The sequence below is a fragment of the Flavobacterium sp. LM4 genome, from assembly GCF_002017935.1.
GTDB lineage: Bacteria > Bacteroidota > Bacteroidia > Flavobacteriales > Flavobacteriaceae > Flavobacterium > Flavobacterium chungangense.
The window spans coordinates 275,854-300,386 of record NZ_MUFW01000003.1 but is presented as its reverse complement, the minus strand read 5'-3'; the positions used below and the strand labels follow the sequence as shown (position 1 = coordinate 300,386).

Sequence of the window (24,533 nt, the reverse complement as noted above, 5' to 3'; positions counted from 1 at the left end):
GATTTTTTATAAATCAGATTCTACTTTAAACCATCCATTAAAGCATTGAGTGCTTTAGTGTCAAAAACGGTATTGTTCGTTCTGTTGATGATTCCAAAACCATTATTTGTCATGCTTCCCTCATCCCAGTAAAAAGGTACTAAACCATTAGCCTTTGCCTGTTGCACTACATATTTTAAATAATAAGCACGTGATGCCAAATGTTTCGTGAGATTATCCCCTGTTAGTGTAGAACGTCTAATGGCTCCAAATTCTCCTAGAATTACCGGAATTCCTTTGTCTACGAACTGTGTTTTCATTAGTTTAAAATCGGCTGTTACTGCAGATTCCTCTCCCCAGGTTGCATTTCTGCCGGTATCGGTTGTAGATTTAAATCCATTTCCCCAATAATAAAACATTTTGCCCCAGCTCTCATCCTGAGTCAGACCGGCAAATTGCCATGGCGCATAATAATGTACTTCTACCATCATTCGACCTGCTAATTTATCTGTAGGTAAAGAAGTCATTAATTGGTTTGTTTTTGTAATATCTGTTCCCGGTCCCTGAATGATTAAGGTTCTGTAAGCATTTTTTCCTCCTGTAGAACGCACCGCATCAATAAAAGTCTGATGATAAGATTTAAGTACGGCCATTTGTTCTGCATTGTCTACATTTGGTTCGTTAGCACTTGCAAAAAGTAATAATCCGTTGAAATCTCTAAGACTGGTAGCAATTTGCTCCCAGAATGCTTTTTGTTTTTCGTTGTTTTCTGCTTGTTTTGCTACTGTAATGTTGTTCTCCAGCCATCCGCCGTCCCAATGCACGTTTACAATACAATACATTCCGTTATCATTACAATATTTTACCACTTCCTTAACCCTGTTCATCCAATCTGATTTTATTTGAGCAGTTGTCGAATTAGCCAAATATTGGTTCCATGAACATGGAATCCTTACAGCATTAAACCCTTTCGCTTTTACTAAATCTATTAATGCTTTGGTCACTTTTGGGTTTCCCCAAGCCGTTTCACCGCCGGTAGCTTCCATCGTATTACCGATATTCCAGCCTATTTTAATTTTTGAAGCAATTGTTTTGGCATCACTCCCCATGCCTGAAGCATCAGCCGGTAATGGATTTGTATTATAATTTGGTAATTTTGAAGTTGAAACTGATACAGCTGAATTCGTTTCTGCAGTAATTTTTTGCTCAGGAACATCATTACTACAGGAAAGATTTGCTAATAACCCCAAACACAATAAAAATGTAATTTGGCAATTCATAAATGTTTTTTTCATGATATTTAATTTTTTCGTTAAATGAATAAGTTAAAGTATAATATTTTTTTATTAAAGGAGTAAAAGCCATTATTTCAATCTGAAAGAAAAAGAAATAATGGCTTAAAAAAATCTGGTGTAGAAAATAACCTTTAAAATTGATAAAAGAAATCTACAGTTAATTAGTCATTAGTTTTGTAAATAACTGTAGAGCTTTTAATAATTTTTTATTTCAACCCGTCCTGTAAGGCTGTTAATGCCTGTGAATCGTATACGGTATTATTGCTTCTGTCAAATAAAGACATTGTGTTTACTCCCAGATTTCCTGCATCCCAGTAAAAAGGAACTAAACCATTTGCTTTTGATTGTTTAACAACATATTTATAAAAAGCTGCTCTTGATTTTAGATGTAAGGTTAATGCCTCACCGGTTAAATTACGTCTGATTGCTCCAAACTCTCCTAAAATTACCGGAATCCCTTTGTCTACAAACTGGTTTTTCATTAATAGAAAAAATTTATCTACATCCGCTTCTTCTCCCCAGGTTGGATTGTGTGAAGTATCCGTAGTGGAATGGTTTCCTGCTCCCCAATAATAAAACATTTTACCCCAGTCAGCATCTTCGGTCATCAGGGTAAACTGATACGGATAAAAATGAACCTCAGCCATCATACGGTTTGCAGCAGGATCTGTAGGCAATGAAGTCATCAATTGGTTTGTTTTTTCAATATCTGTCGATGGCCCCTGAACAATTAAATTACGATATGCATTTTTCCCTCCTGTTGAACGAACAGCATCAATAAAAGTCTGATGATAGGACTTAAGTACAGCCATTTCTGTGGCATTCGCAACATCTGGTTCATTAGCGCTTGCAAAAAGTAAATGCTCATCAAATCCGCGTAGGTGTGTTGCAATTTGCTCCCAAAAAGCTTTTTGTTTAGCGTTGTTTTCTAATTGCTTGGCTTCGGTAACATTTCTTTCCAGCCATCCGCCATCCCAGTGGATGTTTACAATTACATACATATCATTATCAACACAATACTGAACAACTTCTTTAACTCTGTCCAGCCATATTGTATTAATTTTTGCTGTTGTAGCATTAGCATATTGATTCCATGAACACGGAATTCTAATAGCATTAAAACCGTTTGCTTTAACCAGATCGATTAGTGCTTTTGTAACTTTTGGATTTCCCCAGGCCGTTTCACTTCCAGTCGCTTCTAAAGTGTTTCCGATATTCCAGCCCAATTTCATTTTAGCGGCCAATTGTACAGCAGTACTGCTCATACCTGTAGCATCTGCTGCAATTGGATTCGTATTATAGCTCGGATATAAACCTGTCTTTCCTGCTTGCGAAACGGTTATTTTTACCGAAGCTACTTCGCTGGAACTGATAGTAACATCTGCCGTTCTTGTTACAGAACTGGTGTTTTCTAAAACAGAAATCGTAACTGTTGTTCTGCCCGCTACACCCGTAGCTGGAGAAAATTTTATCCAGGTTGCATCTGATGTACTTACTGACCATCCTGTGCTGTTTGTGGCAACAATTACATCTGCACTGTTAGCTTTACTGTCAAGCTCAACTTTATTGACATTTACGGTCAGGGTTTTTACTATTGGATCTGTTTCCTCCGAAGTTTCCTTATCGGAACTACAGGCGAGGATACCCAAAAAAGATAAACACAAAATCGTGTTTAATAAGTACATTTTTATTATTTTTTTCATTGTTAATTTGGTTGTTTAAGTTAATAAAGTGGCGGTTATTTGAATTTTTATTTAATGTTTACTACAATTTCTTTTTTGATGTCTCTTGAAGAATTCCCCAGACTCAGTGTATATTTTCCCGGTTCTACTATCCATTTATTTGAAGCGACATCATAGTAGGCAAGTTCCTTAACCGGAACCTGAATCGTTACCGGTTGAGAACTGCCGACTTTTACAAATACTTTTCTGAATCCTTTTAATTCTTTTGCAGCTCGCGTTACTTTTGAATCAGATTTTGAAGCATATAACTGAACAACTTCTTTTCCATCTGTCTTACCCGTATTTTTAACATTAATTGAAACAGAAATCGTTTCACCTGAAGCATATACTGTTTTATTTGCTTTAGCATTTTCAAAAGCAAAACTGGTATATGATAATCCGTATCCAAAAGGATATAACGGTTCAATTTTTTTAGTATCAAACCAACGATATCCTACCAAAATTCCTTCAGCATAGTTTACTGCTTTGTCACCCGGAAAACTGTTTGTTGCATGCGCAGGAGAGTCCATAAGATTTTTGGGCATTGTCCATGGTAATTTTCCTGATGGATTTACTTTCCCCAACAGTACATCAGCCAAAGCATTTCCACCTTCAGAACCATTAAACCAGCTCCAGACTAAAGCCGAAGTTTTTTTGCTTACTTCATTAATATCAAAGGGAGCTCCGGCAATCATAACCACAATGGTTTTAGGATTAACGGCTAATACTTTTTTGATTAATTCTTCTTGTCCGAATGGTAAGTGTAAATCGCTTCGGTCTGAAGCTTCGGTTTCATAATCACGATTTGAACCTGCAAAAATGATAGCCACATCAGAATTTTTAGCAGCTTCTACCGCTTCCTGTAATTTAGCTTCATCTAATTGATCTATTGTTACCGGACCACTAGATGTAATATTTCCTAAATTTCCTTTATTTTTTTCTTCGTAACGTTCTAAGTATCCTTCAGCATAATTAATTTTAACTGATGAAGGCAGACGGTTTTGCAATCCCTCAAGAGGAGTAACTTCTCTTTTGGTTTTTACACCTGCGCCAAATCCGCCCAGTGCATTTTTCTTGGTTGCATTGTTTCCAATTACGGCAACAGATTTAAGTCCGTCTAATTTTAAAGGCAGTGCATTGTTTTCGTTTTTAAGTAAAACTATTGCTTCAGCCGCAATTTTGTATGCATCCTGATAATGTGCCTCAGTGGCAATACTTCCTTTAGCACGATTTCCCCCATCTATCGCTTTTACCTGAAATAAGGTTCTTAAAATACGTTTTACATGCAGGTTAATTTCTGTTTCCGAAACTTCTCCGGACTTTACTGCTGCAATTAATTTATCAGCAAGAAAAAATTCGTTGAATGGTTTTGGTGTTCCCATTTCAATATCTAAACCATTTTTTAAAGTTTTTGCGGTAGAATGTACCGCAGCCCAATCTGAAACTACAACACCTTTGAATCCCCATTCATCGCGAAGGATTTTATTGAGCATATAATCATTCTCGCACAAATATTCTCCTCTGAATTTGTTGTAAGCCCCCATTATACTATAGGCTTTTCCTTCTTTTACAGAAGCTTCAAAAGCCGGAAGATAAATTTCACGAAGTGTTCGTTCATCGATTTGTACATCTACAAAATCACGGTTGGTTTCCTGATTATTAGCTGCATAGTGTTTGACACACGCCATAACATCTTTTTCCTGTAAACCTACGATTAAAGGCACCGCAATTTTTTTATTTAAAAATGGATCTTCAGACATGTATTCATAAGTCCTTCCGCCAAGTGGTGTTCTTACAATATTAATGGCTGGAGAAAGCAGCATGTCTTTATCCCTGGCACGCAATTCTTCACCTAAACTGGCTCCGAATTTGTGCGCCATCTCTACATTCCACGTTGCAGCCAAACCGCCTCCGGCCGGATAATAGGTTGCAAAATCATTGGTTAACCCAGCCGGAGACCAATTATCACGGGAAATTTCTTCACGAACCCCTAACGGTCCATCAGCCATTTTTAGTTCCGGAATCCCCAAACGCTTTACACCGCCGGACGTGAACATACTATTGCCATGCAGCATCCCAATTTTTTCCTCAAGTGTCATTTGAGAAATTAACTTATCAATTTTTGCATCAAATCCTGTCCCTATTTCTTTTCCAACATATGCTTTTTGAGCAGGGGTTAAATTCTGTCCGTAGTTTTTACCGGTAGTAAAAACCGCAAATACGATCAATGCTGACAGTTGTAAAATTTTGTTTTTCATAGATCATTTCATTATTAGATTTAAAATCTCATCCTTACTAAAATTTTAAAATCGTGGTGTTTAAATTTATTTTTATGTTTTTGCTGTATGTTTATTTTCAAATTATTGTTTTACAAAATTCATCAGGAAAACATCATTCTCATTGATTTTAATTTCTTTACTGAAAGTTCCTTTAGAATCGATGCTTATTTTTTCTGTGGCAACAGGGGCTCCGTTATTTTTTACTTTGATTGAATTTACCTGATCACGTGTCAGCTTATTTGGTTTATTCATAGCCAAATAATCTGCATAAGCATCATTTGATTTATAGCCTACTTTGTAGATTTCCAGAATGTATTTCCCTTTTTGCAGTCCTTCAATTTCAATTTTTACTTTTCCTTTTTCTTTTGAAGGCAAATCTTTGACGTAATAAGTCTGATTCCAAACTTTGTCACCCGGATGTGTATTGGTAAAATCCCAAAATAAAAGCTGAAAATCTCCTTTTGCATTTTTAGCTGCCCATGAAGCTTTATCCGTATTTTGAAGTTCTGTTTCTCCTAATTTGTTTAATAATAAATAAGAGAAGTAGGCCGGTTTTTTAATCCCCTGTGTATTTAGCAAACCAAAACCTCCGTGAAAAGGCGTAAATCTAGGGCCTGCTTCTTCAAAAATATCCGTAAAAACCCAGTACGACATTGAGTTCGCCGCATTGCCAACCTGTTTTAATTTCTGTAAAATATACGCTGCCGAATGGTAGCTGTCGTGAATAGGGTCTGACGGTGTATAAGATGAACTCCATTCTGTGTAATGTAATTCCAGATTTGGTTTAACCGAATTGGTGATCTGCTTACGCGAATTGATGACATCTCCGCTAATGCTGTTTACGTCTGGACTCAAAACAGTTCCGTAGGTTCCAAATTCGTCCAGATAACCCTGATTTACTCCATAAGTATGTGTCGAAATAAAATCCAGTGGAACATTATTTTTAGCCGCAAATTCAATTGTCTCCGGAACCCACCCAGCACCGGCTGTTGCCGGACCGCCTACTTTATAATCTTTATTTACATCTTTGATACCCCTGGCTGCATAATCGTATAATTTAAAATATTCTGCCTGTGTACCTGTCCAGAAACCGGGCGTTAGATTCGGTTCATTCCAAACTTCAAAGTACCAGGTCTTTACTTCTTCGACTCCGTATCTTTCTGTAAAATGTGCTGTTAGATTCCGAATCAAATCTTCCCATTTTTTATAATCTTTTGGAGGTGTCACATTTCCTTTCCACCAGAAAATCGTTTCACTTCCGCTTGCCAGTGCGTTAGGCATAAAACCCAATTCAACAAAAGGTTTCATTTTAAGACTCACGATAAAATCAAACAAAACATCTACATATTGATAGTTGTATTCCGGATTTCCTTTTGAATCTTCTCGGTAAACCGCCATGTCATCAGACAATAAACCATGAAAACGAATGTATTTAAAATCACATTCTTTTTTTGCCATTGCCAATTGCTGCTGCCAATCTGCACGTAATCCTTCATTTGCTCTTCCGGCACCAATACATTCTTTGAACATGGTGTTTATTTTTCCCGAAGATTTGTTGAAATCTACTTTTATGGTTCGGTCTTGTCCAAACAAATGGATTGAACTAATAAGAACCGCTATTATAAGAAGCTTTTTCATCTAAAAATATTTTAATTCTGAATGTTAGACCCACTGCTGTGCGTCTCTAGCTGTGTATCTATAACGAAAAATGAATTGATTACAACTTTTTAAATCTCACCACACCTCCTCCAGCTCCTCCTAAATTTAATTTCAGCGAGTCTGTAGATTTTACTGTTTTCTTCGAAATTGCTACTGCTTCCGGATTGTGTTTTTGATCTGTCCCTTCAGCATCAACATAAATCTGTGCTTCGTAAGTTGCATTTGGATCTAAAAATGATAATGAAACATTTACGTTTCTTGGATTTTCATTTGTTAAAGTTCCTAAATACCAGTCGGCACTGTTTCTGTCTTTTCTTGCTGTGGTAATGTATTCACCAATTTTACCTTCTATGATTTTGGTATCTTCCCAATCTGTCGGAACGTCTTTTAGGAATTGTAAAGCTGGTTTTCCTTCGTAATTTTCAGGAAGATCGGCTAGCATTTGAATTGGAGAATAAAGTACTACATACAATGCCAATTGCTGCCCCACCGTTCCCTGAATTCTTTTTCCCGGATAACCTTGTTTTACCTCAACATCGAAAATTCCAGGTGTAAAATCCATTGGTCCGGAAAGTAATCTTGTAAACGGAATAATGCTTAAGTGATTTGGCGGATTTCCTTCACTCCAGGCATTGTATTCCTGACCTCTTGCCGCTTCTCTTGAAACCATGTTTGGAAAAGTTCTTCTTTCTCCGGTATCTTTAATTGATTCATGATATAAAACCGCTAGATCATATTGTGCTGCTTTTTCTAAAATATATCTGAAATAGTTCACTCCAAATTGTCCGAAGTGCATTTGTTTCATGTTTAATTTAGAACCTACATGACCAATTTTTACGGTGTGGATTCCTAATTTTTTGTACAAAGCAAAACCTTCGTCAACTTCTTTTAAATAGTTAATTAAATTTGAACCTGTTTCGTGATATCCGATTAATTCTATGTTCTTTTTCTTTCCGTATTCAACCACTTTTTCAAGGTCGAAATTATCGGCATTTTTTGTGAAGCTGAACATGTGCATACGGTTTTCGTACCAGCCCGGCGTCCATCCTTTGTTCCAGCCTTCTATTAGTAAATGATTAAAACCTTCTTTTGCTGTAAAATCAATGTATTCTTCAGCATGTTTTGTCGTTGCGCCTTGTTTGTCGCTTTCCCAGAACGTATATTTCCCAATATGCATTCCCCACCAGATTCCTAAATATTTATACGGCTTGAAATAGCTGTTTGTATTTTTTAATTTGTTTGGTTCATTCAGATTTAAAACCAAATAAGAAGTAATTAAATCTCCAGGATTTTCTCCAATCTGGATCGTTCTCCAGGATGAAGTAAAGGTATCTTTTACACGAACTTTTACGCCATCAGGCCAAGGCACTAAATCTGATTTTAGTTCTGTTCCTTTATTATTTACCAAAGTCATACTGGCAAAATCGATGAGATTTGCTTCATGAAAACTTAAGGACAATCCACTTTTACTTTCGATTGTAAGCGGTGTCAGAACCGTATCTAATTTACTGACCAGTGCCGCTTCAAACAAATATTCGTCGCGGTTTTCTCTGTTAGCCGGAATCCACCATGCTTTTCCGTCTTCTTTTAAGTTGAAAGTCGTTTTTTCATCCGTGATGAAAATACTGTCTTTTACATTTTGTTTTGGATAAACATATCTAAAAGCAACCCCGTCATCAAAAGCACGAAACTGAATTTGCAACTTTCTTTTGTTTCCTGTTTTTTGCTGTAAATCAACAATTAACTGATTGTAGTGATTTCTGATGTTTTTCTTTTCTCCCCAAACCTGTTCCCAGGTTTCATCAAACGTAGATGTATTGACGCCTTTAATTTCAAAGTTCGAACTTAAGTCTTCGTTTCCTTTTAATACAAATCCCATTTCAGATGGAGAAATCACTTCTGTTTTTCCGTGAGAAACGGCATATTTCGGAGCATTTTTTACCAGCTCAAATTTGATTTTGTTTTTTCCGTTTGGCGATGCCAGTTCGTAAGCATTTTTATTTTTCTGACTATATCCAAAAGTTATTGAAAGTAGTACAGCGGGAAGGAAAAGGTATTTTTTCATGGTATTTTATTTAATCTTTTATAAATAAATCGGGTGACGCAGATTTCACCCGATTTATAAAACTAACTCTAACAAAACCTATTTTAGCCACTCGGTTTTAAAAGTGGTTTTTCCGTTTAAGGTATTTGGTGTTACATCAAAAGTATTTCCTTTTTTAGTAACTGTAATTTCCTGAACAGTATCTCCATCTGGTAAAAATACTTGGGCTTTCGCCGAAGTGGTTTTGTCACTTGCGAATACTTTCAGAGTCAATTTGCTCCAATCCATATCTTTTGTTGATTGTGCCAGTGCAATATGTGGAATAGCTGCACCGTCTCTAACCAAAACTACAATTGGTACTTCGCCTGCTTTAATTTTGTGCCATCCACCTTCATATACTTTTTTTGTCTGGTAATCAATCCATGTCCCTGCTGGAAGGTAAACGTCTCTTTCTCCAACTTCTTCAAAAAGAGGCGCAACCAGCATACTTGATCCGAATAAATATTCATTGTCAACCAACCATGCTCCCGGGTCATTTGGATATTCTACGAACAAAGCGCGCATCATTGGCAATCCTTTTTGAGAACTTTCTTTTGCCTGAGCGTAGATATAGGGCATTAATTCGTAACGCATATTATCTGCTTTTCTAAATCCTTCCAGAAAATCTTTACTGTATAACCAAGGTTCGCGAGGAGGTTCACCGTGGCTTCTTACATGTGAAGTAAACATTCCGAAGGGTGCCCATCTTCTGTATAAATTTTCAGGAGATTTTGTTGCAAATCCTCCCACATCATGACTCCAGAAACTAAAACCGGAAAGACCTAATGAAAGTCCGCCACGTAATTCTGCCGACATGGCACCGTTTGTTGTTTCAGCATCACCACCCCAATGCAAAGGATAACGCTGACTTCCTGCCCAAGTACTTCTCGCCCAGATTAAAGTGTATCCTTTTTCTTTCTGTGTGATTTCGGCGACAGCCTTATTATAACGTAACGGATATAAATTGTGTTCGTAGAAACCTGTTCTTCCTGAATGATAAATTCCGTCCGGCGGAGCGGCTTCTCCAAAATCTACTTTGAAAACCGAAACACCTTCATCAAATAATTTTTTCAATTTTCCCTGATACCATGAAATAGTTTCCGGATTTGAGAAATCCAATACAGCATCTTCATACGGAAGATTTCCTTTACGGTCTTTTACTGCCAGATTTTTGTCCATGATTTCATTGAACAATGTGTTTTTTGGAGTGAAATAAGGCAATTGCCAAAGGCATACATGAAAACCATCGTCTTTTAAATCAGACATCATTTTTGTAGCATCCGGAAAACGGGATTTTGCAAACTCGTAATTGTTTCTCCAGTCTACATCAAACCAGCCGGTATCAAAGTGAATAACATCGGTTGGAATTTTATATTTACGTAAGTCTTGAGCAACTTGACGTCCTTCTTTTTCTGAGAAATAAGTGATTCGGCTCATCCAGAAACCAAACGACCAAAGTGGCGGCATAGCAGCTTTTCCGGTCAAATCGGTGTATTGATCTAAAATATCTTTTGGTTCGCCGATGAAGAAAAACAAATCAGCTTCGTCATCGCCAATGTACATTTCGTTGGCACTTCCAAAGTATTTTCCAAAATCAACTGTAATGGGTGTTGAATGATGCATGAAAACTCCGTAACCACGGCTGCTCATATAAAAAGGAACCGGTTTGTACATCGTTTCATTTTGGATTCCGTTGGCGTCATCTGTCCATAAAACTACTTTTTGACCGCGTTTATTGAACTGCGTGAAAGATTCTCCACAACCAAATATTTTTTCATCAGGTTCTAAACTGAACGCTGCACCCATACTTCTGGAGTAATCACTGTTTCTGCGAACATAAGAAAACGGAAGTGTTGGTGTGTACGTATTTTTAAAGTCGGTATCGTGAAGTGTGCTAGTGAGCAATTTTCCTTTTTCATCGTAAATTTTTACGTGCCATGGTTTTGTCAAAATTTCGACAACTCCATGTTTGCTGGTGTATTTGTGACCGCCTTCGATTTTAGAATATTTCCATAATTCAGGATGATTCGGCGCAACGCCGTCAATCAGCATCAAAGATTCTTTTTGCGGGTGAAACTGTGGACCAGAAGTCGTTTTGATACGAATTGTTCTGTCTGAAACAAACTGAATTTCGAACGGCAAAACCGGAGAAACCTCATATTCTGTTGTCGGGAATTCATTTGGTTTTTCTGTATCAGGTTTCATCATCATGTTGTTGAAAGCCTGACGCGTTTTGTAGTTGTATCTCAAATATTTTATCGTTCCTTTTCCAGTTGCAGGATCAAAAGAGGCCAATTCATCCGCAAAATAAAAGGTATTCAGATAATTCTGAAAATCTTTGCTGATATCTATTGGTGCATTTAGTACGTCTGCGTTCTGAATTTGAGCTGATGCTTTTGGCGTCAGAACACATCCAAACATAAAGGCCGAAAACAATGCGGTTAGTTGTAAGTTTTTCATTGGTTAATAATTCTAGATGTTAGTTTTCCTGCGAGGTTTTGAAAACCTCGTAGGTTTTTATTTATTTGAAACTTATAATTTATACCTACAAGGTTTTAAAAACCTTGCAGGAGTGGTGACTCGTTATTCAGTTGTAATTACAATTGTGGCTTTTTTTAATCCATTCGCTTTAGCGGTCAGTTCCAGTCTTCCCGATTTATCTCCAGACTGAACAATGACCAGACATTTTCCGGCTAAAGCAGTATGTTTTGTTCCTTTATAAGATTCATGACTAACCGGATCACCACTACAAACGCCTACGATTTTTCCGTTTCCTTTTAATGAAAAATGGATTTCGTTATTGGCATTTGAAGCCAGAGTTCTATTCGCATCCAAAATATCAACGTTTACAAATGACAAATCATTTTTATCTGCTTTGATGGTGCTTCTGTCGGCAGTTAATTTTAATTGCGAAGGATTTCCGGCAGTTTTGATTTCTTTTTCTAAAACCACTTTTCCACCTTTACGGGAAACTGCTTTAAGCGTTCCTGCTTCGAATGGTATTCTCCACATTACATGTAAATCATCTCCTTTTTTGCTTCTTTTTCCAACTGATTTTCCGTTTACAAAAAGTTCTACCTCATCAGCATTATTGTAGTAGGCCCAAACGTCAACAGTTTGTCCGGCTTTCCAGTTCCAATGTGGGAAAATGTGAAGAACCGTTTTGTTAGTCCATTCGCTTTGGTACATATAATACACGTCTTTCGGAAAACCGGCTAAATCTACAATTCCGAAATACGAACTTACCGATGGCCATTCGTACGGAGTTGGCTCTCCGATGTAATCGAAACCTGTCCAAACATACATTCCGGCTAAGAAATCATGTTTTTTTATAATTTTCCAGGTTGCTTCATGCGTAGATCCCCAAGGCGTTTGCACCTGATCGTAAGCTGAAACGGTATTTCCCGGATTTCCTCCTTCAAATTTTTTATCCCAGCTAACCGGCCATTTTTTGATGGTATCTGAAACCGCATCATAATATCCTCTTGTCTGTAAACCTGAAGTTGTTTCTGTTGCAATGAAAGGTGTATTTGGAAAGTTTTTTTGATGATGTTCGAAAGTCTGATGCGCATAATTGTATCCTATCAAATCTAAAACACCAGATCCGGCAAGCGGATTAATCGAAACATTCTTTTTCTCGAATTGCAAAGTCACTGCATCAATATTCATATTTACCGGCGGATTCATTCCTGCTGTAAGCGGTCGTGTTTTATCATTTAAACGTACTATTGCTTCTAATTCCTTCGCAATTTCAATTCCGGTTTCGTTCCATTGTTCCGGAATTTCGTTTCCGATACTCCACATAAAAATACTTGGATGATTACGGTCGCGAAGCAATTGATCAACTAAATCTCTTTCGTGCCACTTGTCCCAATCATTTGCATAATCGTATTTGGTTTTGTTTTGTTTCCACATATCAAATGCTTCATCCATGACAATGAAACCCATTTTATCGCAAAGATCCAGAAGTTCCGGAGCGGGAGGATTATGAGAAGTTCTGATTCCATTAACACCCATTTCTTTCAGGATTTCTAACTGACGTTCGATTGCACGCGTATTGATTGCAGCACCTAACGGCCCTAAATCATGGTGCATACAGACTCCTTTTATTTTGACTTGTTTTCCATTGAGAATAAAACCTTTCTTAAGATCGAATTTAAAATCTCTGATTCCGAAAGTGGTTTTATATTGATCAATGATTTTATCATCGGACGAAATTTCGGTAACTGCTGTGTACAGTTCAGGTTTTTGATCTGACCATAATGCAGGATTTTCAACTTCAGCCGATTGCTTTACAATTTGATTTCCGTTTGCACTGATTGTTATATCTTGAGTAACCGATGTTACTTTGGTATCTTCTTTAAAAATAGTTGTCGTTAATTTTACCTTTTTACCTTCTTTATATTGATTTTTAATCGTTGTTTCAATATTTACTGAAGCTTTTTCAGACGTAACTTTTGGAGTTGTAATGTAAGTTCCCCATTGTCCAACGCGAAGTTTGTCTGTTGTTTCGATCCACACATTTCTAAAAATTCCTGAACCCGAATACCAACGTGAATTGGGTTGTTTTGAATTGTCAACCTTAACAATTATTTCGTTGTTTTTGTCTCCGTAATTTAAGTATGGAGTCATTTCATATTGAAAACCAATATATCCGTTTGGACGTTTTCCTAAAAAATGTCCGTTTACCCAGACTTCGCTGTTTCTGTAAACACCGTCAAAAGTGATTGAAGTTATTTTTGTGCTGTCTTCTGCAGCGACTTTAAATATTTTTTTGTACCAGCCTAAACCTCCGGTAAGCGATCCGCCTCCATATCCGGCCGGGCTTTTTTCATCAAATTTTCCTTCGATGCTCCAGTCGTGAGGAACATCTAAAGTTCTCCATTTTGTAGAAGTTCCTATAGTATCTTTATCAACAAGGCTGTCATTTAGATGAAAACTCCAATCTGAATTAAAAGAGACTTTTCGGTTTTCAAAATCAGTATTTTTCTTATTACAGCTACAAACTGTAAACAGTCCCAAAATTGTAAATGTCTTTAAAAAATTCAAATATTTCATCTTTCTTTAGATTAGTTCAAATAAATTTACCGATAATTATTTCAACTAATTACTGGAGGGTAAATTATTATTTTTCATGTATTTATTCTTGTACTTTTTAATCTTAAACCGATTTGATTTTGTCAAAAAGAGCAACAAATAATAAGACATCCCTAAACACTCTCTTTCAAAAAAATAGTACATAAGATTGTATTTAGAGATGACTTTATTATTTAAAAAAGTGGTTTTAGATGATTAATTACTTAATACAAAGTGGAAAACCATATACTCACTTTTCACCTCATCACGTTTTCCAAACCAAATGTCAGTAACTACATTACCCGTTTTTGCTGTTTTAACAATTTTCCATTGGTTTTTTGCAGTAGTAGATACACTTGCCCAGGAATTGCCTATCGCAAATGAAGGATTTATTCCGCCAAAAGTGATAATATTTGTTCCATCAGTACTTGTTGTATAAGTCCCTGAAGTTGTAGTACCATCGCTCTTTACGGTTTTAACAGTTCCATCATCAGAAAAAGAGATTTTATTTTTCACTACAGTTGCCTGATCTGCTGCTGTAAATGCTGCCCAGTCCGGATAATCAGCTACAGTATTCCAAGGATTTAAAAATGCTCCAGTTAAATCTGTCCAGTTAAAAGGGCTGTCTTTGCTTAAGGCCCATGTCTTAGTGGTTGTAGTTGTAGTTGATAATAAATCATCGACACTTCCACCATTTAAATCAATTGCCGGGTTTGGATCCGGAACATCTTTCGGTACCCAATTATCGCTATAGTCTTTTGAGATAAAATTAAAAACCAATGTTGCAGCACCATCACAACTTCCTTTTCTTAAAACACCAACTTGTAATGTGTTTTCTGTTAGTGACATAATTTTCATAGAGTGCCAATTATCCACACAATTTTCATTTTCATTGGTATGTAAAATGGTAGCATTAGAGGTAGTTAACGTTTTTGCATCAGCATCTAAAAAAAACGTACCTGATTCCTGACCATAACCTGGCATCATTTTGTGATCTGTTTTTAAAAATGGACCACCTTCCAAACTAAATGTCATGCTTCCGTAATCACCTTTAGCTGCAATCCATGTGTTTCCTTTCCATTCCGGAAGCCAATTCCAACAACTAGCACCATAACATCCATTATCTCCACCTTCCAGCCATCCGTTATCTGCACCATAAAAGTACATTGGACCAATAAAATATTTCGAAACCCCATCTGCATTTAAATCCAAAAGCCAGGTTTTAGATTTTCCAACGCCACCTGTAAGTAAATTCCAAAGTGGGTCGTTTACATAATTTAAATTATCCTGAGTAACGGTCACAGTATAGGGATCCAACTCTACAATACCACCACCTGTTACTGCTATAATTTTTATAGTATAATTTCCTTTAAAGGCATATTTTACCGTTTCAGTAGCTTTGTTTGATTTTCCTGTAACGTAATCCCAGGTCAGCACAACTCCAGGAGTTTTATTAGTTAATTTTACAGTATTCCCTCCCGGATCTACTGCAAAATCCTGTGTAATTTCATAATTAATATCCGACTTATCAGTCACAGCATCTAACGAATAGGTATCTGGTGAACAAGATGACATTAGGAGTACCAGCGTCAAAAATGTTGTAATTACTATTTTAATATTTTTCATTTTCTTTAGTTTTTAGTTAAAATTACCAGCCGGCATTTTGTTTTAAAACATTTCCTGACAATGTAATCTGCGTATTAGGAATTTGAGATAATCCTTTTGTTTCCTGAATTTTAGCAGCCGATATTGTTTTTGTTGTGGCAACTCCACCGCTTAACAAAGTTGTATTTCCTGCAATTTTTAACGAAGCTATACCAATTCCCTGACGTAATAAATCCCAATATCTTACACCTTCAAGAGCAAATTCTAAACGTCTTTCTTCCATGATATTTTTCTGAGTTGGGGGTAATGAAGCAAAGTTTGCTTTGTACGCTCTTTGTCTCACCTGGTCAAAATAAGACTGAGCGCTCCCGCTTCCTAATTCTGCTGCCATTAATAAAACATCAGCATATCTCAATACCACATAATCCTGAAACTGGCTAATGTCCCAAAACTGGCTACCTAAAACAATAGGAAGTTCTTTTCCGTCCTTATCAATCATTGGACAGTATTTTTTATTGTAGTAACCTGTATATTCTCTTTGACTGTTTATTTTGTTGAACGCTATATCTTCTTCTTCAATTCCAATTATAGTTGCTCCGCGTCTAGTATCATTTGCAGCGTAATCATCCCATAATTTTGAGTTTACCGTTACTCCCCATCCATGCGCATAAGGGTAAGATGAAAACTCTCTCATTCCAAACATTACTAACCAGGCATTACCATCCGTATTTCCATTATAATCACTGGTGTAAGTATATTTTATAGAAAATACGAACTCTTTATTACTCTCTCCTGCATATTGATCAACCGAAGCGGCTGGCCATAAAGTAGAAAAATCATCAACCAAACCGTGACCACTTCCTGCAATAACATCTTCTAAATGACCTAAAGCCTGTGTTTTAGTTACTACTCCGGCTAAATCTGTTTTTCCATAATATCCGGTGTAATATAAATAAACACGTCCTAGTAAAGATTTTGCTGCCCATTTAGTGATTCTTCCATTTGGTACAGAATTATATGCCGCTGTTGGTAAATTGTTTGCTGCAAAAACCAAATCTTCAGCTATTACTTTATAAACTTCTTCAGGAGTTGCCTGTGGGATATTCTCTTCAGAAGGTGCTGTTAATAGTGGTATATTCCCCCACAAACGTACCATTTCAAAATACAAATAAGCTCTGATAAATTTAGTTTCAGATTCATAGGTATTTCTTAAAGCAGTATCTCCTTTCCATTCAATCTGATCCATTTTAGACAGAAAGAGATTGCATCGTAGAACTCCTTTATAATAATTTTTCCAGTTTTCATTTAGAAGATCCACGTCTGCTGGGGAACGACTTTTATCAAATTCGTCTATTAATGCATAATTGTACCCATCTGAAGCACCGGTTCCTCCAAAACAATCATCTGACATCACTTCACTTATTACAGGAACACCCAATCCGGAAGCACCCGTAGCTACCTGTAAACCATCATAACAACCAACTAATGCACTGTAAGCATCCTCAGTAGTTTTGTAAAAATTTGTATCCGTTTGATTTATCAATGGTTCTGTTTCTAAACTACAAGAACCCAGAGACAATAAACTCAAACAGAAAATATATAAATAGGTATTTTTCATTGTTTTATTTATTAAAGTTTAACATTTAAACCCAACATATAGGTTCTTGGTCTTGGATAGTATCCTACATCTACTCCTGATGAAAATTTTTGATCATCATTTGAAGAACCAAATCCAATCTCAGGATCCATACCGTTGTATTTCGTAAACGTGTAAAGATTTAGTACTGAAAAGTAAAGTCTGAACTGACTTGCGAAGAATGTTTTAGATTTATTCATTTTTGCTAAATCAAATCCTAATGTAACCGTATTAATTCTTAAGAAATCACCATTTTGAACATACAAATCAGAAAATTGTGTAAAGTTTCTGTTGTCTTCCGTTACCCTTGGCACTGAGTTCGAAGAACCCTCGCCATGCCAACGGTTTAAAATAGCAGATGTATAGTTTCCGAAAGCTCCTGATTGATTTCTATACGATTGTACAATTTGGTTTCCGGCAACACCATTTGCCATCACTGAAAAGTCAAAAGCTTTATAATTAGCAGATAAAGAGAAACCAAAAGTAAAGTCCGGATTAGGATTTCCGATACTGGTTTTATCAGAGGCATCAATTTTATCATCTCCGTTCACGTTTTGATAAATAATATCCCCCGGAGCTGCACCTGGCTGTAATACTACACCACTCGCCGATTTATAATTATTAATTTGTTCCTGGTTCTGGAAAACGCCTCCTGTTTTATAACCCCAGAAATAACCCAATGGAAATCCGTTTTCTGCTCTGTAAAATTCACCTGCATTGTCATACAGTTCATTACTCAATCCATGAATTATACCATCATTACTTGGTATCTTACCAACAGTATTTTTATTATAAGCACCGTTTGCACTCACACTATAATTGAAATCGCCAATTTTGTTTTGATAATTCAAACTCAATTCTACCCCTTTATTTACTACATCACCACCATTAATATAAGCTGGCTCTGCTCCTAATGTTGCAAAAACAGGTGCTAAAATTAACCAGTCCTTATTTGTTTTTTGATAAACATCAAAAGTCACACTTAAGGCATTACTTAAAAATCTGGCATCTAAACCAAGGTTTATCTGCTCTGAGGTTTCCCATTTTGCATCAGGATTTGCAACTCTATACGGATAGGTTCCTGGTGTAAGAGAGCCTTCTTTATCTCCGAAAATATAGTTTGTATTTTTGGATCTCATTTCGGCTAAATATTGGAATGACCTAATACTCTGATTACCAACCTGACCCCAGCTCGCTCTTACTTTAAGGAAATTTATAGCTTGTGAATCTTTTAAAAATGCTTCATTTGAAGCAACCCAACCGGCAGATACTGATGGAAAATATCCCCATTGATTTCCTTGAGCAAATTTTGACGAACCATCTGCCCTAAGAGTTCCATTGAAGAAATAGGTATCTTTATAATTATAGTTTGCTCTTCCAAAATAAGACATCAGTCTATTTTCTTCTTTTTTACCTTTAATGGTTATTTTTGTTCCGTCCTTATTAGTCGTAGTATCTATCCAGGCATGTTCTAAATCATTAAAAACAGAATCTGCATTGTTTGCTTCTACAGAAGTTTCTGCGTAATTAATATAAGATGTTCCTGCCATGGCTTCAAAATGATGATTTTCGGCAACATTAAATTTATAGCCTAATAAATTATCCCAGGTAATACTTCTGTTTTTACTCATATTTTGGTTCACCGTATCATAATTATTATTTGCATAAATTGATAAGTGATATACAGGCTTGTAAGAATGGCCTTCGGACACATAATAATCAAGTCCTAAAGTTGTTTTAAATGTTAGGTTTTTTATTGGTTCAACCTGTAAATAAACATTCCCTAATAACTTTTGATTATTACTTTCGTTTTGATTGTTATAATCCATAATCGCATAAGGATTTGCTACACCTGACAGCCATAGTTCGGTACTCTTTGTAGTATCAAAATAATTACCATCGGCATCATACATTGGTAATAATGGAGTGGTCTGAAATGCACTTCTTAAAGAATTATTGTATTGGTTTCCAACTCCAATACCGTTTTTATCTACATAAGCAAAACTTAAATTCTGTCCCAAAGTAAGCACATCTTTATACAGTTTGTGTTCTGAATTAAATCTGAAATTGTAACGATCATAATTTGATAAGTCTTTACCTCCAACAATTCCTTCCTGCCCCAGATAAGATAATGAAGTAGAATAAACAGAAGTATCAGAACCTCCCGAAGCACCAAATGAAAAGTTTTTAGTAGCTGCATTATCCGTGAGCATTTTATCCATCCAGTTGGTGCCTTTTCCTAATCCGGCAATCTGGTCGTTAGTGAAATAAGGATTTTTACCGGAGTTTACAGCAGCTTCATTTAAAATAACAGCATATTCTTTAGCATCTAACAAATCAACTTTTCTGGCTACAGACTGTACGCCATAATACTGATCAAAAGTAATTTTTCCCGGAGAACCTCTTTTTCCCTTTTTGGTAGTTACCAAAACGACTCCGTTCGCAGCTTGTGATCCATAAATAGCAGACGAAGCGGCATCTTTTAAAACCGAAATTGACTCAATATCAGAGTTGTTTAGATAGGTAATATCTCCGGTAAGTATGCCATCTACCACATAAAGCGGGTTGCTGCCTCCAGTAGTCCCCAAACCTCTGATAACCACATTCATTTTTTCTCCCGGCTGTCCGGAAGTAGATGTAATTTGAAGTCCGGCTGCCTGCCCTTGCAGTCCCTGGAGTGCATTTATAGTATTTGTTTTAGCCAGACTTTCACCAGAAACCTGCGTAATAGCAGTCATTACGGCTGTTCTTTTTTGAGTACCATAACCAATAACAACAACTTCTTTAAGATCTGCCGCTTCGGTTTGTAAGGTTACATTAATTGTTTTTTGAGTTCCAACCGTGACACGCTGTGTTTTAAATCCCATAAAACTGATTGCAATGACATCACCTGTTTTTGCTTCCAACCTGAAATTTCCATCAAAATCTGTAGAGGTTCCTCTTTTTGTTCCTTCAATTGTTACACTAGCACCGGGAATTCCCATACCATCGTCTGCCGATTTTACATTTCCGATTACAAATTGGGATTGCTCTTGTGCAAAACCCGACTGCATCGTAAGTACGCTAAGCAACAGCATCAGGTAAAACTGGAGCATTGTTGGTTTAATACAATAATTGCTTTTCATAATAATTAATAATTTGGTTAAATTTTGTTGTTAGTTGTTTTTAATCTGATTAATGAATCTTCTAAATAATTTGTTCCACTATTTTTAGTCTGCCTCTAAGCAATGAAGTTCTCCGCTTGCACGTTCTGTTTTTACGTCAATGGACCGAAATTTTATATTCTTAATTTAAATATGTTGTAACAATTAATTCTTAGGCAGAATTTTTTTTGATATGGTATCTAAATGATGTTTTCATGAGACTTTCCGAATTACTTCCTGTAAAAAAAATTTGAGGTTTAATTAATAGTTTTTTGTTACCAGCTTACTTATAGTCAAAAAGAATTTATCTTATGGTTAATTTGACTACAAGTGTAGCGCAATTTTTCTATATTAACAAAAAATTAGCATCATTTTTTTACTATTCAGATAATTTTGAAGTTATTTTTATTGAATAACCACATTATTTAATTTAATAGAAGCAATAATTATTGATAAATATTCATTTAATACATTATATTATTACTATTTTAAAACCACTTATTCATTTTTACATCATTAAGTTTAAAAATTTTAATCTTTTTGTAATCATTTTAAAAATATGTTGAGTTTTAAGAGCATCTATTCTTTTTATTTATTTAATTTGTCAAAATTTTAACAAGCATGGCTGATAATTTAGATGATGATATTATCGTAAAAAATGATTCTTCAGTGATGAATGCCATTACTATTGACTGTGTTATATTTGGTTTTGACAAGGGAAGCCTTGAAATACTTCTAATTCAACACGCAGAAGGAATAAGCAAAGGAAGATGGGGACTCCCGGGAGGATGGATTAATAAAAAAGAAAGCACTGATAATGCTGCTCACCGCCTGTTAAATGAACTGACCGCATTAGATCACATCTATCTCGAACAACTGAAAGCATTTGGAAATCCGGATCGATTTCCGCTGAGACGTGTTATTACAATTGGCTACTATGCCTTAATTAAAAGAGAAGATTACAATATTCAGGCTGGTTTTACGGCATCTGATGCCAAATGGTATAAGATCAATGAAATTCCGGACTTGATTTATGATCACAATGAAATATTGACTTATAGTCTGAAACATTTGCGGGACAGAGTTCGTCAGGCGCCAATTGGATTTAATCTTTTGCCGGAAAAGTTTACACTGTTGCAATTGATGCATTTGTATGAAGAAATATTAGGAATCGAAATGGACAAATCAAATTTCAGACGAAAAATTCTTCATATGAAATTACTTGTTGCATTGGATGAAAAACAACAGGATGTTTCGCACAGGGCAGCCAAACTATACAAATTTGATTCGGAGATTTATACAAAACTTACTGAAAAAGGATTTAATTTTGAATTTTAAAATCAGCTTATAAAGCAAACAAATGGCATTTTTACACTCTAAAAAAACTTCCAAAACGTATAGCGGAGAACCTCCTGCAATTCAAAACCCGGTCATCGACGGAGTTACGATCGACTGTGTCATATTTGGATTCAACAAAGGAAACATCGAAGTGCTGCTAGCCCATCATGCCGAAGGAGAAAGTATTGGAAAATGGGGGCTTCTTGGAGGCTGGCTCAAAAAAGAAGAAAGTTCTGATTATGCAGCACAACGAATTTTGTATGAACTAACCAGTCTGGACAACATTTATCTGGAGCAGTTAAAAGCATTTACAGATCCCAATCGTGTACCCGGAAGAAGAGTTGTGACCATTGGTTATTACACATTGGTTAATCGCGAAGATTATAATGTAAAAGCCGGCCTTACCTTAATGGAAGCGACCTGGCATAAAATTAACGAACTGCCGGATTTGATTTTTGACCATAGGGAAATTTTACAATTCAGCTTAATGCAACTTCGTAACAGAGTGCGTCAGGCCCCCATCGGATTCAATCTTTTGCCTGAAAAGTTCACTTTATTGCAGTTAATGCATCTCTACGAAGAAATATTAGGAATTGAACTGGATAAATCGAATTTCCGAAGAAAAATTCTGCATATGAAACTGCTCGTTGCCTTAGATGAAAAACAGCAGGACGTGTCCCACAGAGCCGCTAAATTGTACAAATTTGATTCAGAAATCTACAAAAAACTGACGGAAAAAGGGTTCAATTTTGAATTTTAAGACTGAAATTGGTTTTCAAAAACTAACTATCCAACAACTACATTCCAGAATCCAAAACTTTGCGCTATCTTTGCGCCTTAATATTATGCGCTAAAGCAATTGCTGCAGTGCAATTTATACCCGAAAAAGACTAAAACTCAATTAGAGAATTGATATATTAAAATGAAGAAGATACGTAACTTTTGCATTATTGCACACATTGACCACGGTAAAAGTACACTGGCAGACCGATTACTGGGCGCTACACAAACCGTTACAGCACGTGAAGAAAAAGCACAATTGCTTGACAACATGGATCTGGAACGTGAGCGTGGAATCACCATTAAAAGTCACGCCATTCAGATGGAATACACTTATAAAGGAGAAGAATATATTTTAAATTTAATTGACACTCCCGGTCACGTTGACTTTTCATACGAAGTTTCACGTTCGATTGCTGCCTGCGAAGGGGCACTTTTGATTGTGGATGCAGCACAAAGTATTCAGGCACAAACGATTTCAAACTTATATTTGGCTTTAGAAAATGACCTGGAAATTATTCCGGTTTTAAATAAAGTAGATTTACCAAGTGCTAATCCTGAAGAGGTTAGTGATGATATTATCGATTTACTTGGATGTAAATTAGAAGATATTATTCATGCTTCAGGAAAAACAGGTTTTGGTGTAGAGAACATTCTTGCAGCTATTATCGAAAAAATACCAGCTCCAAAAGGAAATGTGGATGAACCGTTACAGGCATTGATTTTTGATTCACATTACAACCCATTTCGTGGAATTGAGGTAATCTTCAGAGTGATGAATGGTGAAATCAAAAAAGGGCAGAAAATTAAATTCATGGCTACCGGCAATGAATATTTTGCCGATGAAGTGGGAACTTTAAAACTAAATCAGGTTCCGAAAAATGTAATTTCTACAGGTGATGTTGGATATTTGATTTCAGGAATTAAAGAAGCCAAAGAGGTAAAAGTGGGAGATACTCTAACAGATGCCAAGACACCAACAACCAATATGATTACAGGTTTCGAGGACGTAAAACCAATGGTATTTGCGGGAATTTATCCTGTTGATACAGAAGATTATGAAGATTTGCGTTCTTCGATGGAGAAATTGCAACTAAATGATGCTTCGTTAGTTTTTACACCTGAAAGTTCTGCTGCTTTAGGATTTGGTTTCCGTTGTGGATTCTTAGGAATGCTTCACATGGAAATCATTCAGGAACGTCTTGAACGTGAGTTCGATATGACTGTAATTACTACAGTTCCTAACGTTTCGTATTTGGCTTACACCAAAAAAGATCCTGAAACTGCATTTGTTGTCAACAATCCTTCTGACTTGCCTGAACCTTCACGTTTAGACAGAGTTGAAGAACCTTATATTAAAGCAACCATTATTACAAAAGCTGACTTTGTTGGAAACGTAATGAGTCTTTGTATTGAAAAACGTGGCCAAATTACCAATCAAACGTACTTGACAACAGAAAGAGTGGAATTGAATTTTGATATGCCTTTGGCCGAAATTGTATTCGATTTTTACGATCGTTTGAAAACAGTTTCTAAAGGGTATGCTTCTTTCGACTATTCTCCAATTGGAATGCGTACTTCGAAATTGGTAAAACTTGACGTTCTTTTAAATGCTCAGACAGTTGATGCACTTTCTGCTCTGATTCACGAAGACAACGCATATAACATCGGTAAAAAAATGACCGAAAAACTGCGTGAATTGATTCCAAGACAACAATTCGACATTCCGATTCAGGCGGCAATTGGAGCAAAAATTATCGCTCGTGAAACGATTAAAGCACTTCGTAAAGACGTTACCGCAAAATGTTACGGTGGAGATATTTCGCGTAAGCGTAAACTTTTGGAGAAACAGAAAAAAGGTAAAAAACGTATGCGCCAGGTAGGAAACGTTGAGATTCCACAAGAGGCGTTTATGGCTGTTTTGAAGCTTAACGACTAG

13 protein-coding genes are annotated in these 24,533 nt (G+C 36.2%); 3 read left to right on the top strand and 10 right to left on the bottom strand.

Annotated elements, in window-relative coordinates; all coding sequences use genetic code 11:
- Positions 1-20: 20 nt before the first annotated feature.
- The 10 genes from BXU10_RS18640 to BXU10_RS18595 all read right to left on the bottom strand — a co-directional run bounded on the left by BXU10_RS18640 (position 21) and on the right by BXU10_RS18595 (position 20,458).
- Positions 21-1,274, bottom strand: coding sequence for a glycoside hydrolase family 5 protein (locus tag BXU10_RS18640; protein WP_223255510.1), 1,254 nt, complete (start codon positions 1,272-1,274; stop codon positions 21-23).
- 206 nt (positions 1,275-1,480) lie between these two features.
- Positions 1,481-2,977, bottom strand: coding sequence for a cellulase family glycosylhydrolase (locus BXU10_RS18635; protein ID WP_078229052.1), 1,497 nt, complete (start codon positions 2,975-2,977; stop codon positions 1,481-1,483).
- 47 nt (positions 2,978-3,024) lie between these two features.
- Entirely contained in the window at positions 3,025-5,253 is a 2,229-nt protein-coding gene (locus tag BXU10_RS18630) for a glycoside hydrolase family 3 C-terminal domain-containing protein (protein ID WP_078229051.1), read from the bottom strand.
- 102 nt (positions 5,254-5,355) lie between these two features.
- The gene (locus tag BXU10_RS18625) at positions 5,356-6,912 is read right to left on the bottom strand and encodes a glycoside hydrolase (protein WP_078229050.1); all 1,557 of its coding nucleotides are present in this window, start codon (positions 6,910-6,912) and stop codon (positions 5,356-5,358) included.
- Positions 6,913-6,991: 79 nt separating this feature from the next.
- Positions 6,992-8,998, bottom strand: a complete 2,007-nt coding sequence (locus BXU10_RS18620; protein WP_078229049.1) for a glycoside hydrolase family 97 protein — start codon at positions 8,996-8,998, stop codon at positions 6,992-6,994.
- Between the two features lie 78 nt (positions 8,999-9,076).
- The gene (locus BXU10_RS18615) at positions 9,077-11,476 is read right to left on the bottom strand and encodes an alpha-xylosidase (protein WP_078229048.1); all 2,400 of its coding nucleotides are present in this window, start codon (positions 11,474-11,476) and stop codon (positions 9,077-9,079) included.
- A 123-nt stretch (positions 11,477-11,599) separates the two neighbouring features.
- The gene (locus BXU10_RS18610; protein WP_078229047.1) at positions 11,600-14,074 is read right to left on the bottom strand and encodes a glycoside hydrolase family 2 TIM barrel-domain containing protein; all 2,475 of its coding nucleotides are present in this window, start codon (positions 14,072-14,074) and stop codon (positions 11,600-11,602) included.
- Positions 14,075-14,308: 234 nt separating this feature from the next.
- Positions 14,309-15,718 carry a hypothetical protein gene (locus tag BXU10_RS18605; RefSeq protein WP_078229046.1) on the bottom strand — a complete coding sequence of 470 codons (1,410 nt, stop codon included), beginning with the start codon at positions 15,716-15,718 and terminating at the stop codon, positions 14,309-14,311.
- Positions 15,719-15,740: 22 nt separating this feature from the next.
- On the bottom strand, positions 15,741-17,315 hold the full coding sequence (locus BXU10_RS18600; protein ID WP_078229045.1) for a RagB/SusD family nutrient uptake outer membrane protein: 1,575 nt from the start codon (positions 17,313-17,315) through the stop codon (positions 15,741-15,743).
- A gap of 11 nt (positions 17,316-17,326) precedes the next feature.
- A complete protein-coding gene (locus BXU10_RS18595) occupies positions 17,327-20,458 on the bottom strand; it encodes a TonB-dependent receptor (RefSeq protein ID WP_078229044.1) in 3,132 nt (1,043 codons plus the stop codon).
- Positions 20,459-21,097: 639 nt separating this feature from the next.
- On the opposite strand from BXU10_RS18595, the gene BXU10_RS18590 reads away from it, so the two are divergent.
- From BXU10_RS18590 to lepA, 3 genes are all read left to right on the top strand, one after another.
- Positions 21,098-21,814, top strand: a complete 717-nt coding sequence (locus BXU10_RS18590; RefSeq protein WP_078229043.1) for an NUDIX domain-containing protein — start codon at positions 21,098-21,100, stop codon at positions 21,812-21,814.
- A 22-nt stretch (positions 21,815-21,836) separates the two neighbouring features.
- Positions 21,837-22,574, top strand: coding sequence for an NUDIX domain-containing protein (locus BXU10_RS18585; RefSeq protein ID WP_078229042.1), 738 nt, complete (start codon positions 21,837-21,839; stop codon positions 22,572-22,574).
- Between the two features lie 162 nt (positions 22,575-22,736).
- Positions 22,737-24,533: a translation elongation factor 4 gene (gene lepA / locus BXU10_RS18580; protein WP_078229041.1), complete on the top strand. Its 1,797-nt coding sequence runs from the start codon at positions 22,737-22,739 to the stop codon at positions 24,531-24,533.